This window comes from Roseibium sp. (genome assembly GCF_025698965.1).
In the GTDB taxonomy this organism is placed as follows: Bacteria; Pseudomonadota; Alphaproteobacteria; order Rhizobiales; family Stappiaceae; genus Roseibium.
This window is the reverse complement of the sequence record NZ_JAILWL010000157.1, coordinates 1-12,351: the sequence shown is the minus strand read 5'-3', so window position 1 is coordinate 12,351 and position 12,351 is coordinate 1. Positions and strand designations below refer to the sequence as shown.

Annotated in this window: 12 protein-coding genes and 1 pseudogene; 3 read left to right on the top strand and 10 right to left on the bottom strand. The window is 54.2% G+C overall.

The window, feature by feature from the left end; all coding sequences use genetic code 11:
• Positions 1-297 (bottom strand): hypothetical protein (locus tag K5905_RS14295; RefSeq protein WP_297585024.1); only part of this gene is annotated, 297 nt, incomplete at its 3' end.
• Positions 298-880: 583 nt separating this feature from the next.
• Here K5905_RS14295 and K5905_RS14290 point away from each other — a divergent pair.
• A complete protein-coding gene (locus K5905_RS14290) occupies positions 881-1,018 on the top strand; it encodes a hypothetical protein (protein ID WP_297585022.1) in 138 nt (45 codons plus the stop codon).
• A 13-nt stretch (positions 1,019-1,031) separates the two neighbouring features.
• Here the strand turns inward: K5905_RS14290 and K5905_RS14285 are convergent, their stop codons facing one another.
• The 8 genes from K5905_RS14285 to K5905_RS14250 form a co-directional block, all read right to left on the bottom strand.
• Positions 1,032-2,480, bottom strand: coding sequence for an aspartate ammonia-lyase (locus tag K5905_RS14285; protein WP_297585027.1), 1,449 nt, complete (start codon positions 2,478-2,480; stop codon positions 1,032-1,034).
• 117 nt (positions 2,481-2,597) lie between these two features.
• Positions 2,598-3,572, bottom strand: a complete 975-nt coding sequence (locus tag K5905_RS14280; protein WP_297585019.1) for an ABC transporter ATP-binding protein — start codon at positions 3,570-3,572, stop codon at positions 2,598-2,600.
• Entirely contained in the window at positions 3,565-4,575 is a 1,011-nt protein-coding gene (locus K5905_RS14275; RefSeq protein ID WP_297585017.1) for an ABC transporter ATP-binding protein, read from the bottom strand. Before K5905_RS14275 ends, K5905_RS14280 begins: the two co-directional genes overlap by 8 nt.
• Positions 4,572-5,489, bottom strand: coding sequence for a nickel transporter permease (gene nikC, locus K5905_RS14270; protein ID WP_297585014.1), 918 nt, complete (start codon positions 5,487-5,489; stop codon positions 4,572-4,574). Before nikC ends, K5905_RS14275 begins: the two co-directional genes overlap by 4 nt.
• Positions 5,486-6,499, bottom strand: a complete 1,014-nt coding sequence (locus K5905_RS14265) for an ABC transporter permease (protein WP_297585011.1) — start codon at positions 6,497-6,499, stop codon at positions 5,486-5,488. The genes nikC and K5905_RS14265 overlap by 4 nt, the downstream gene beginning before the upstream one ends.
• Positions 6,500-6,575: 76 nt before the next feature.
• Positions 6,576-8,165 (bottom strand): ABC transporter substrate-binding protein, encoded by a 1,590-nt coding sequence (locus K5905_RS14260; RefSeq protein WP_297585008.1) that lies wholly within the window; start codon positions 8,163-8,165, stop codon positions 6,576-6,578.
• A 152-nt stretch (positions 8,166-8,317) separates the two neighbouring features.
• Positions 8,318-9,055 (bottom strand): dipeptidase PepE, encoded by a 738-nt coding sequence (gene pepE / locus K5905_RS14255; protein WP_297585005.1) that lies wholly within the window; start codon positions 9,053-9,055, stop codon positions 8,318-8,320.
• The gene (locus K5905_RS14250; protein WP_297585002.1) at positions 9,042-9,980 is read right to left on the bottom strand and encodes a DUF1177 domain-containing protein; all 939 of its coding nucleotides are present in this window, start codon (positions 9,978-9,980) and stop codon (positions 9,042-9,044) included. Before K5905_RS14250 ends, pepE begins: the two co-directional genes overlap by 14 nt.
• Before the next feature lie 236 nt (positions 9,981-10,216).
• Here K5905_RS14250 and K5905_RS14245 point away from each other — a divergent pair, with 236 nt between their 5' ends.
• Together K5905_RS14245 and K5905_RS14240 are read left to right on the top strand one after the other, a co-directional pair.
• Positions 10,217-11,155 (top strand): AroM family protein, encoded by a 939-nt coding sequence (locus K5905_RS14245; RefSeq protein WP_297584999.1) that lies wholly within the window; start codon positions 10,217-10,219, stop codon positions 11,153-11,155.
• Between the two features lie 48 nt (positions 11,156-11,203).
• Entirely contained in the window at positions 11,204-11,911 is a 708-nt protein-coding gene (locus tag K5905_RS14240) for an AroM family protein (protein ID WP_297584997.1), read from the top strand.
• A 143-nt stretch (positions 11,912-12,054) separates the two neighbouring features.
• Here the strand turns inward: K5905_RS14240 and K5905_RS14235 are convergent.
• A pseudogene (locus K5905_RS14235) lies at positions 12,055-12,351 on the bottom strand (DUF917 family protein); the annotation flags it as partial.

Below are 12,351 nucleotides of genomic sequence, written 5' to 3'. Positions count from 1 at the left end.
CGCCATGGCTTTTTGTTCAGAAAACGGAATGTCCCGGAAAATCGTGTTCCGATGCGCCTCACGGGCAAGAGAGATCCCGGCCCGGGCGTCTTCTTCCGACCCGTTCACCAGACGGACCGTCATCCGGCCCGCCGAAACTCCGGACACAGCCTTAGTACCCGAAGGCGCTTCTGCGGCCTCCGGCTTTGAAGCCTGATCGATTTCCGATTGCCCGCCTGCACTCTGCCCTGCACCGGCAGTATCGCTCACACGTGCGGAGAGGACCGTTTCGGAACGGTCCGGATTGCCCTTGATCACTTTGCCCCTCTGAGCGCGGGTTTTGCCTCACAAATCCCACTTGCTCTACATTCCCATCGGAACCGCGAACCAGGTCGCACGGCCCCTCATTCCCCAAATCATTCACCATCGGGCGCCTCTTCCCGACGTTTAACAAAGTCTTAGCAATATTCGGAAATTTAACAAGGGATTTCTGCAACCTCTGGCTGCGCATTCGCTTTACCCAACGTCTTCAAGAGTTTGAAATGTGGAGATCGGAAGCGACATTAACGGTGCCGGTGTTTAAACCCTGAGAACGCAGCATCGGGACCCCTCCACCAGCCTCTGAACTGCTGCGCGAACGTGCTTCGGGTAAAACCTAGACAGCTCTTCAGGTAAACGGTCACCAGCATTGAATCCGCGGTCTTTTGATGCATGAAACCACACCAACTGGTGCAGTTCGACAGGCTTTCATTTAGTCATCAATGCAACCCGGACACGGCATCCGGTAAAACAAAAGCTTGGAATGCGACTACAGGTTCAAGCCGCCCCTCCCTGCCCTCCTGGCTCCCAAATCCTGCAAGATGCGTTGCAACTGAAGGCACTCTTCTGAAGAAGTTGCTTCATGCCATTGCGGCACCTGTTCCCGGGTCTCAAGCTCGTCTTTGCCGCCAAAAAAGTCTCCGGATACAAGGATCCGGAGAAAGTTGGAGCTGTCGTTGCAGCTCAGGGAGGACTGAATATCCCACGCCCATTTTTTTGAAGTTGTGACCGGTTCAAGTCCTCGATCGGTCCCTGCGCTTCTCTCGGCCGATACCGCTGTCATTACCGCCTGGAGTGGTCAGCTTTTCCGGTTCCAACAGCGCCTCCAACTCATCTTCGGAGAGGTATCCTTTTTCAAGCACCAGATCATAGATCCGACCTCCTGATGCATGGGCCTCAAGAGCGATTTCAGTTGCCTTCCGGTACCCGATGACCGGGTTCAGGGCCGTTACGAGCCCGATTGAATTTTCCACCGACAGGCGCAAGCATTCGCTGTTGCAGCTGATGCCGCGAACGCAGTTTTCCTCCAGCGTTCGGCAGGCCGCCGTCAAATGGGAAATGCTTCTGTTCAAGCTGTGAAAGATGACCGGCTCGAATGCATTGAGCTGTAACTGTCCAGCTTCCGCGGCCATTGAAATCGTTACGTCATTGCCCATCACCTCGAACGCGACCTGATTGACCACTTCCGGGATCACAGGATTGACCTTTCCAGGCATGATCGACGAACCAGCCTGGCGCATGGGAAGGTTGATTTCGTTCAGTCCGGTCCGCGGGCCTGAGGACAGCAATCTGAGATCGTTGCACGTCTTGGAGAGCTTGACCGCCACGCGCTTCAGAACCCCTGAGAGCTGGACGAAGGCGCCGCAATCCTGCGTGGCTTCCACGAGATTGCTGGCGGTAACGACCGGAACACCTGTCAACTCTGCAAGATGATCGCGGACCCGGCTCGCATATTCGGGATGTGCGGTAATTCCCGTCCCGATGGCGGTTGCCCCCAAATTGATTTCACAGATCAACCCGACCGCCTCTTCCAACCGCAGCTCATCCTCTTCCAGCATCGTGGCGAATGCGCCGAATTCCTGGCCAAGTGTCATCGGGACTGCATCCTGCAGCTGAGTGCGGCCCATTTTCACAACACTCTCGAAAGTTACCGCTTTTTCTTCAAAGGCCTTGCGAAGCGCCGACATCGCTTCGATCAGCCGGTTCACCCCGAACCATGCCGCCAGTTTCAGCGCCGTCGGATAAACGTCATTTGTCGACTGCCCCATATTGACGTCTTCGTTGGGGTGAAGCCTGGCATAGTCACCCTTTTCAAATCCAAGAAGCTCCAGCGCAACATTTGCGATCACCTCGTTGGCGTTCATGTTGGTTGAGGTGCCGGCTCCTCCCTGGATCTGGTCGACGATGAATGCTTCGTGGAATGCACCTTCCCGAATTTGTCGGCAGGCTGAAACAATCGCGTCACTTTTCTCACGTTCAAGCTGGTTCAGGTCACGGTTCGCAAGGGCTGCAGCCTGCTTGATACAGGCAAGCGAGTTGATTAACTCTGGCGCGTCCGCCACGGTCTGCCGAGAAATCGGAAAGTTCTCAACTGCCCGCAACGTGTGAATACCCCAATAGGCCTCCATCGGAACGAGACGTTCCCCCAACATGTCGTGTTCTGTTCGGAAGGCTTTGCTCATCATCATGAAGACCCGTGCGCTGGCGAGCAGCCAGACTTGCTTCGCCAGACCAAAGCGGCCCGGAGAGCAGGAGCTGACGGAAGCCCGCATCTGTTTTGCTTGTCGTTTTGCCGGAACTCAGGACAGGGCTGCAGACCTTTGCGGGTCCTGAAGCACACAACTGACATATCTGTCTGCTCCGGCGCTGAAATGTCCGATCTCGGTCAAGTTGCAAACCCCGTCGAGGGCATGAGGGCAGCGCCCGTAGAAGGCACAGCCGGGTGGAAGATCGATCGGGCTCGGTATCTCGCCCCGGATCAGTTTGGACCGTTTGTCCTGACCCGATTTTGGAAGCGGAACGGCGTCGATGAGGGCGCGTGTGTAAGGATGTAGAGGTTTTTGAAAGAGTTCTTCCGTCGGCCCCTCTTCAATCACCCGCCCCAGATACAAGACCGCCGTCTTGTTGCACATGTGCCGAACGACCGCGAGGTTGTGTGAAATGAACAGATAGGTCAGTCCAAGCCTTTGCTGAAGACCCTTCAGGAATTCAAGAATTTGCGCCTGGACAGAGACATCGAGTGCGGACGTCGGTTCGTCGAGAACGAGCAGTTTCGGATTGAGCGCGATTGCCCTTGCGATGCACACACGCTGCTTCTGGCCGCCTGAGAGTTCATGCGGATACCGGTAGAGAAACTGGGTTTCCAGACCGACAGTGTTGAGGAGCTCCTGCACCCGTTCTCTCAGCTCAGCCCCACGCATTGACGTATGAAGAACCAGTGGTTCTGCAACCGACCGGAAAATCGTCATTCGAGGATTGAGTGAGGAATGCGGGTCCTGAAAGATCATCTGGGCCGATTGACGCAATTGCATTTCGCTCTTCCGGTTCAGATTGCCGATATCGACGCCTTCGAAGGTAATCCGCCCTGTTTCGATCCTATTCAGTCCGAGAATGGTTCGTCCGATCGTCGACTTGCCTGAACCTGATTCTCCGACAAGACCCAGGCAGTCGCCTTTTTCGAGGTTCAGCGTGACATCGCGTACAGCCTTGAGCGGAACCGGCGCACGGCGCGTTCCCAAATTGAAAACGACATTGAGATGATCAAGACTAAGCACTGGCCGCCTCCAATTCTTCAGCCAGATGGCAGGACGCAACATGACCTCCGGCAAGGGGATTTCCAACTGGTGTGACTTTCCTGCAGATATCCAGGGCCCGAGGACACCGTTCCGCAAAGCGGCACCCGGCCGGCGGGTCAAGCAGATTGGGCAGGAACCCGGGAATGCCTTCAAGCACACTCACGTTCTTTTCCGGATGCGGGATCGATCTCAAGAGACCCTGCGTATAAGGATGAGCCGGATGGTCGAACACCTGCGCCACCGTACCGGTTTCGACGACTTTACCTGCATACATGACTGCAACCCGGTCGCAGGATTTTGCGACCACTCCCAGATCATGCGTAATCATCATCACCGAGAGGTTCAACTCTTCAACCAGTTCGGCAATGAGCTCGAGAATCTGCGCCTGTATCGTTACGTCCAGGGCGGTAGTCGGTTCGTCGGCAATCAGAAGTTTCGGCCGGCCAATCAACGCCATCGCAATCAACACTCTTTGCCGCATCCCCCCCGACAGCTGGTGCGGGTAGTTCGACATCTGCTTTTCGGCATTTGGCAAACGAACCTTGTTGAGCATCTCGATTGCCCGGGTTTCGGCATCTTTTCGAGAGATTTTCTCACCCTGACCACGCGCTCTGTTATGTGCCAGAACAACGTCCACAAGTTGCCGGCCGACAGTGAAAACCGGGTTCAGGTAGGTCATAGGGTCCTGAAAGATCATCGCGATCTCGATGCCCCTTATCCGGTGCATCTCCGCCGGTAAAGCCTTGAGGAGGTCTTTCCCATCATAAAGGATCTCACCTGACACAACCTCTGCCGGTGGACTTGGCAACAACCCGAGAATGTTGCGTACGGTGACCGACTTGCCGCAGCCGGTTTCCCCGACGATGCCGAGCGACTGTCCCTTTTCAACGGTCAGATTCACGTCATCCAGGGCATGATAGACACCGTCGAATGTCCAGAAATTCAGGCTGTAGTTTCGTATTTCGATTATCGGCTGACTCATTTCCGCCCCCTCGGATCAAGAACGTCACGCAATCCGTCTCCGACAAGGTTGAATCCAAGCACGGTTATGAAGATCGAAATGCCGGGGAAAAACGAGTACCACCACCAGTCCGGCAGATAGTTCCGGCCGGTGCTGATCATTGCACCCCATTCAGGATAAGGCGGCTGAGCACCAAGGCCGAGAAAGCCAAGGCTTGCAATCCCGAGGATCGACATGCCCATGTCCATACTTGCCTTGACGATGATCGGAGAGGCACAGTTTGGCAGGATGTGGACGAAGATGATCCTGAAATTGCTGGCCCCCATGGTCCGGGCAGCGTCGACATAAATTGCAGAGCGTATCGACAGGGCCTTGGACTGAACAAGGCGCACATAACCGGGCCACCAGGCAAGGGCGAGTGCAATAATCGCGTTTTGTACGCCCGGTCCCATCGATCCGACGATTGCGATTGCCAGGATCAACGCCGGCACGGACAGAAAGACATCCGTCAACCGCATGATGACCTGGCCAATTCTGCCGCCGTGATAGCCGGCTGCAATTCCGAGCGGCACACCAATCAACATCGCAACAACTGTCACGAAAAGACTGATATGCAGCGTGACGCGTGCTCCAACGATGACCCGGGTAAAGACGTCTGCCCCGACCTCGTCAGTTCCGAACCAGTGCTCCCAGCTCGGCGGCTGCAATTTGTTGTCGAGGTGAATTGCACCAGTGGCGTCTTCCGGATACGGGACAAAGAGCGGACCGAACAAAGCGACGAAAAAGAACAGCGCCACGATGGCCAAGCCGAGCATTGCCGACGCGTTTCTGGAGTAGGTATGGGCGTATAGCCGCAGCTGACGGATGGTCGACTGGTGACGTTCGCGCCAGGTTGCCTGGCGTTCCTCAGCCATAATGATGTTTTCCTGGGTCATATGTTTGCCCCTCTTACACGGGGGTCGAGAATTCCGTAGACGATGTCGATTGCCAGATTGGCAAGCATGAACATGAAGCCAAGCAACACGGTAACGGCGACGATGGGCTCGAAGTCGGAAGCGACAGCGGCCTCGACCGCGTAAAGTCCAACGCCAGGCCAGTTGAAGACACTTTCCACCAAAACGGTACCGCCGAGCATCCAGCCGAACCGAAGGCCGATCATCGCCATTGTGGGAAGCATTGCGTTGCGCAGAGCGTAGATCGCCACAATTCTGAACTTCGACAGCCCCTGCGCCTTTGCATTGACGATGTAATCCTGCGACAGGACCTCGAGCATCTCCGCCCGGTTCACACGGGCAATTGACGCAAGCGCTGGAAAACAAAGTGCGACGGCAGGCAGAACAATGTGATGTAACGACTCCAGCAGCGTGGTGAAATTCAGCGTCAGCAAGGAATCTATGATGTACAGACCCGTGATCGTCGTCGGCGGATCGGTGAGCAGTCCGAGGCGGCCACCTAGCGGGAACCAGCCCAACTTAAGCGCGAAAAACAACTGTAACATCAATCCGAGCCAGAACATCGGCAAACCGACACCTGCAACGCTGAAGAGACGGAGAGTGTGATCGGTAATCGTGTTCTGCCGAACAGCCGAGATCACTCCGATCGGCACTGCGATCGCGATGGCAAAGAGGATTGAAAAGAGAACAAGTTCGAGCGTTGCGGGAAAGAACCGCGCCAGATCGGAAACGACTTCCCGGCCGGTATGAATTGATGTTCCGAAGTCTCCCTGGAGCACGCCTCCCACATAGATGAGAAACTGAACCGGAAGCGGTTTATCAAGGCCGAATTCCTCACGGATCTGCTGGATCATTTCTTCTGTGGCGTCGGGCCCGGCCGCCAATGCCGCGGGATCACCGGGCGCCACATGAGAAATCGTGAAGGTTATCGCCAAGAGGGCAAACAGGGTCCCGACCATGATCAGGAATTTTTTTGCCGTGAAAAGTAGCATGATTGCACCAGACTGAATGTTACCGTCAAAGGAGCCGGAGATCTTCCGGCTCCCGTTTTCCTTGAGCGTCGGCCTTCTACTTCTCGATATGCAGAGGGTAGAGGTCGATTTCAGTGGTCATGCGGACCGGAGAATAGGAGAACCCGCCAACATAATCGCGGAAGGCAATCCGGCGTTCCCGCATCATTCCAAAAATCTCGGGCTGGTCGGCGACGATGCGCTTCTGGATTTCCGCATAGAGTTCGGAGCGGCGTTCAGCGTCTGTTTCGAAACGAGCCTTTTCAATCAGCGAAGCAACTTCGGGATTGTCATAGAAACTCGACCCGTAGTACTTGCCCCATGAATCTGGATGATACTGGAACGCAACAGCATCGGCGTCAGTCGAGACGGGCGTGGCAAAGATTGCCATCATGTCAGGTGACGTTTTGACGTCGCTCCCCTTTGCGACCATGTTCGGCCATGTCAGGGGCACCATTTCAACCTCGATGCCGAGATCCTGCAAACTGTCGATCAGGATGAGACCCATCAAACGCTGTTCTTCATTACCCTGAACATGGACGAATTCCAGAGTGATGCCGCCATCAGGCCAGTTTGATTTGGAAAGAAATTCTTTCGCCTTTTCAAGGTCCTGTCTCGGCATCGCTTCGACTTCAATCTTGGAGTCGATTGCGTCGGCGAAGGGGCTCGTCTGAAGCTTCGCCTTTCCATTGTATATCTTGACCAGGCCTTCATAGTCAAAGGCGTGGGCGATCGCCTTCCTCAGGTTCTCGTCTGCGGTAAACTCACCTTTGGTATTGAACTTGATGCCGAAAGCCGTCAGCGCGGGCTGTGTGGAGGTTTCAATACCCGGCGCACTTGCCACTGCGTCAAATTCGTCCGGAGACAGACTCAGGACGATGTCAGCATCGCCAGTGGAAAGCGCACTGCGCTGTGCTGCCGTTTCACGGATGAGCTGATAGATGATGCTCGCGGGTCCATTCTCGTCATCGTACGGGAAGCCACGCCAATAATTTGCGTTTCTTTCAAGTTCGTAGATATCACCCTGCTCGAAGCGCTTGATCTTGTACGGCCCACTTCCTGCATCATTCGACGCCAGCCAGGCCTGCCCCATATCGCCGTCGACTTCGTTTGCCTGAACCTGCTTCGGATTCATGACGTACCACCAGGGAAGAAAGCTCAGGAAAGGCGCATAAGGCCGATCCAAGGTGAACTGGACGGTGTGATCGTCCAACGCTTTGATGTTCTCAGGTTGAAGGAAGCTACTCAGCATCCATGCGGGCCCCTGGTTGAGCTTCAGGGTCCGCTCAAAGGAGAATCTCACCGCTTCCGCATCGACCGGATCTCCATTGTGGAACTTCGCCTCGGGAGACAGTTTAAATGTCCAGACAAGCCCATCGGGACTGGTTTCCCAGCTTTCGGCCAGCCAAGCGGATATTTCCGGCGGATTGTTTTCATACTTTACAAGAGCATCATAGAGCGCCTGCTGCACGGTTCTCGTAGACGCGTCATATTTCACACTTGGGTCAAGCGTTGCCACCGGCTGACGTCCGGCAACGACCATCACAAGACCATCCGGACCTCTCTCCAATGCTCCTGCATTGAACGGTGCCAATACCGCTACGGCAACAGCCGCACCAAGCACCGCGTGAGTAAACAATCTTCTCATTTCTCCTCCTCCAACTAATATACCCTATGCTTTTCGCGATCGATCTCAAGATTTATATTTACTATTTTCGAATACAAATCTAATCCCGGTCACGGTTTATCTTTTTAATTATTCTCACTTTTGATTTAAGTTCTGAAAATAGGTGTGAGCACCTAGTTTTTCAGAAAACTATTATCACTTTCTCTTAGGAAGTCAGTTTTCAACTCCCCGTCCGTTTGAAGAGAAAAGACTGGTAGACTCGACCGGCCAACTGGCCGGTAGGCCTCGCCCTCCACGGTCAATGCGGTTCCTTCAGGCAACCCGATGACTTTGGCATCCGGGTTCAGGAGCAAGTACTCTGTTAGGCGCTCAATACGCGTTTCCCCCCTGTGCCCTCTGATGGACGCCCGCGTGAAGTGCGGATTTATTTGAAACGGCAGAAGGGCAAGCGATGAAAAGCTCTTAGGCTCACAGATAGGCATGTCATTTGTGGTCGAGATCGTTTCCCCGGCAATATTGGATCCTGCACTCCATCCAATGTAGGGACATCCGTTCGCAACGCGCCGTCTGATCGGATCGAGAAGATCCAGATCCTGTAGTTTGCTGAGAAGTGCGAAGGTATTCCCACCCCCAATGAGGATTGCACCAGCCTGGGCTACGGCCGCTTTCGGTTTGGCAGTTTCGTGAACAGAGCGGATGTTGAGCTTCAGGTCAGACAGGGCATCCCGAACCTTTTCAACATATGCATCGTGGCTCTGCTGCACGCCAGCAAAGGGAACGAACAAAACGTCTCGTTCGCCCCCCAGAAAGTCCGACAAGAAGCACCTGGCGTGCTCCAGATACCCGGACTTTTTGTACCGGGAACTGCTCAACAGAAGCAGTCGCGGCGCCAGCGACTTATCTGCAACCATTTCCGGCCTCCCGAAAATGACTATTCTTTCCGTAAAGAGCGATAATCCTCTCATATTCGGAATTGTCGAAAAACTCGCAATTTCCAGCAGTAAAGGTCTTGGCCACTTCGAGACAGAAGCGAGCTGCACCTTCAACATCCTGCAGATCCGTTGCACCGGTGGCGCAACCGGCAACCGTCGTTTCAGTCGTCACCGCCACTCCAACAACAGGAACATCTGTCGATGTGGATGGCTGCAAAATGCTGTTTATGTGAAAGAGACCGTTGCCGTAGGGTGTGAGGTCCTGCTGAGTGATCGGCAATACGCGCGGCATACGGCCGGTCGTCTGCATAAGCACATCCAGCAAGCGCTCGGACACCCGCAGGATGTATCCATCCTTGACCGTCGGTGTGATTGCGACCCCCTTGTGGTTGAGGATGCGGTTGCCCTTTGTGGTGTCGATCGACAGAATCGCATCCATTTCAGGCAATACCTCTGTCCTGTTGGCAACGACCGGATCAACGGGTGAGTCCATGAATGGTACGGGAGAGTGCGGTCTTGTGGGGGCGCTAGGGCAGATATGCGTTGACACGATCACGTCGCCGTCGAGACAGTCGCCGTGCTTTGCCATGGAGGTCAGTTTTGCCGCCAGCGCCAGAGCCGCAAGCGCACCGTCGCCATCTGAAACAAAACCGGTCACTTCCGGACGGGCTCCCAGGCCACCCAGCCGTCCAATCACACCAAGTGTCGATGCTTTTCCACCAATGGACGCTCCCTTTCCGCCCGGAATCACGATGCGGATATAGTCAGTCTTGCCTTTTTCGGAACTGACGGGGGTAACCTTGACTTCACACGGCCCCTGCTTTTCCAGATAACTCGCCATAGAAGCGGCACTCGCGTCAGGGCGATCCAGTAGTTCATAAATTTCAATCGTTTGCTTCAGCATTTTGCTTTTTACTCGGACTTGAAGACACCACCTGCCCCCTTTCGCACCGGTCACGATGTTGCACCGGTCCAGGGGTATTTTTTCGAGATCGTTACGCTAGCGGTGCCGGAGGGCTCTCCAAATAAGTGCGTCCACGTATCGAGTGTCAGAAAGTAAAAGCATACGATTTGAAATTAGAGATCCGGGCCGAAAAGACTTAAGATAGTGAACCCATGTATGCTGACGGGAAAATTTCGATGCCGCGTGTCAATTTCATCACGGCTGGACAATCGCCGCGCCGAGGCATGCTCAAAGAAATCTTCGGATCACTCGACCCAAGTTTCGAAGTGGTGGAATACGGCGCACTTGATGGGTTCAACGACCATCAGATTTCCGAACTGGCTCCCATGCCGGGGGAACGGAGCATTCGCACCCGGCTCAAGGATGGCCGCTTCGCCGTTATCTCCGAAAACTGGTTGCGGGACCGGATAAGCCAAATCTGCGAAAACCTGAACCGGTCATCCGAAGACATTACGATTATCGGATCAACGTTCAGCTACGGTTCCGTCAGTCTTGGTCATCATGTTCTGCATGCAGAGATCGCCTTGCAGAACACGATGGAAACCCTGCTTGTCGCTGACCAGAAGGTTGGGCAGATCGTCACGCTTCGAAGCCAGATCAGTGAAGGTAATCACGTTAGTTCTCCCGGTATCATTTCGGTTCATGCCAGGCCCGAGCACGAGTCTTCAATGGTCGCAGCGAGCCATCAGCTTGCTGACTGCGATTTTATTGTCCTCAGCTCCATGGCGCATTCCGAACGGCACCGAGAGCTCATTATTCAAGAGACCGGCAAACCGGTCATTTTGATGCGCCGTGTGGTGGCAAAAATCATTGCGCGTTCCCTGTCCGCAGCCGACAACAAGTCAGATTGTGGCGACTTGGCTATGACCTCGGATTTCGCGAAAAACTACGCTTCTCTTTCAAACAGAGAGCGAGAAGTCTTTCACTGTGTCCTGAATGGAATGGTAAACAAGAGCATTGCTCTTTCGTTAGGTATCAGCCATCGCACAGTTGAGATTCATCGCACCAGGATCATGAAGAAGTTTGGCGTCAGAAACGCGATCGAACTGCTTGCCCTGGTGAAACACCATCCCGACACCAACAGTCAGCTTGATCACTTGGAACGTAGTTTCTGATGTCTGCAACGGCTGCACACTTTTGATCTGATACCAGAGGGTAAAATCATGCAAAGCGGCGAAAAGGAGTTTTCCCTGGCGTTCCTGACCGTGGGACAGGCACCGAGAACAGACATATTTCCCGAACTCACAGATCTGCTGAAATATCCAGTGCGCTATCGAGAGTTTGGCGCCGTGGACGACAATGCTGCTCTTGCAACAGCCCGAATCTCCAAAGTGAAGCCGGATCAACTGGCGTATTGTAGTCGTCTGCGTGACGGCGGCGAAGTGGTTTTGGACAAGATCCGGGTCACCGAGCTGATGCAACAACTTCTTCTAAGTTTCAAATCCGACGAATTTGATCTGGTGGTCATTCTCTGCAGCGGAGACGCTGCCGACTACAAATGTGCTTGCCCCGTGATCACTGCCGGCGAAGTGATTTCTCAGGCAGAAGACGACCTTCGTGCCTGTGGTCTTGACCTTGGTATCATTACTCCTCTGGCCGAAGGCATGCAAAAATACATCGACGGTCAAGGTTACTCGGAAGCTGCAATCACATTCGCATCGCCGTATTCGGGTGCGGACATGGCAAAGGCCGGTGCAAAGCTCGGGGCTTATGATCTCATTCTCATGCATTGCCTGGGTTACTCCCGAGAGATGGGGAATATAGCTGAAACCCAGTCAGGCAAACCGGTTTTGACAGCACGTCAGTTGCTCTCTAAGGGCATCAATGACTGGCTTTCATTCCAAACACAGAAGATGAAGGCTGCCGTTTGAACACAATAATCAGACACGTACAACATAATCAGACACGTATCTGAACCCATGCCTTTGCAAAGGCAGACCTGTAGAATGTTGCACGCACTGCCCCAAGCAGTGCGTGCGAATGGCAGATGGGACCTGACGCGCAAAGCCCCCATTCAGTGCAGTTTCAAACCCAGCAGCCTCTCGGCTTCGGCAATTGACTTACGATCCGTGACACCGCTGCCGAGAAGCAACTTTTCCTTTTCGACGACAAGAACTCCAACCCGCATTCCCTGTTTCAATTCCGAACTGGCAAGCGGCAAGCCGGTTTCCATGGACAGCAAGGTAATAAGGGTCGGAAAAGTTGCTTGCCGTTCCCCCGATATTTCCAGTGTCATGAATTCGTTCATGACCGAAAGTTTCACCGCTTCATCACCAGACAGTTCGCAACGGCCAAGTGTGTAACCACTGGA

Excerpts from the sequence above, each read along its gene's own strand:
- K5905_RS14275 (WP_297585017.1), bottom strand. The coding sequence starts at position 4,575 with ATGAGTCAGCCGATAATCGAAATACGAAACTACAGCCTGAATTTCTGG.
- K5905_RS14250 (WP_297585002.1), bottom strand. The coding sequence starts at position 9,980 with ATGCTGAAGCAAACGATTGAAATTTATGAACTACTGGATCGCCCTGAC.
- K5905_RS14290 (WP_297585022.1), top strand. The coding sequence starts at position 881 with ATGCCATTGCGGCACCTGTTCCCGGGTCTCAAGCTCGTCTTTGCCGCC.
- K5905_RS14265 (WP_297585011.1), bottom strand. The coding sequence starts at position 6,499 with ATGCTACTTTTCACGGCAAAAAAATTCCTGATCATGGTCGGGACCCTG.
- pepE (WP_297585005.1), bottom strand. The coding sequence starts at position 9,055 with ATGGTTGCAGATAAGTCGCTGGCGCCGCGACTGCTTCTGTTGAGCAGT.
- K5905_RS14245 (WP_297584999.1), top strand. The coding sequence starts at position 10,217 with ATGCCGCGTGTCAATTTCATCACGGCTGGACAATCGCCGCGCCGAGGC.
- K5905_RS14240 (WP_297584997.1), top strand. The coding sequence starts at position 11,204 with ATGCAAAGCGGCGAAAAGGAGTTTTCCCTGGCGTTCCTGACCGTGGGA.
- K5905_RS14285 (WP_297585027.1), bottom strand. The coding sequence starts at position 2,480 with ATGAGCAAAGCCTTCCGAACAGAACACGACATGTTGGGGGAACGTCTC.
- K5905_RS14260 (WP_297585008.1), bottom strand. The coding sequence starts at position 8,165 with ATGAGAAGATTGTTTACTCACGCGGTGCTTGGTGCGGCTGTTGCCGTA.
- nikC (WP_297585014.1), bottom strand. The coding sequence starts at position 5,489 with ATGACCCAGGAAAACATCATTATGGCTGAGGAACGCCAGGCAACCTGG.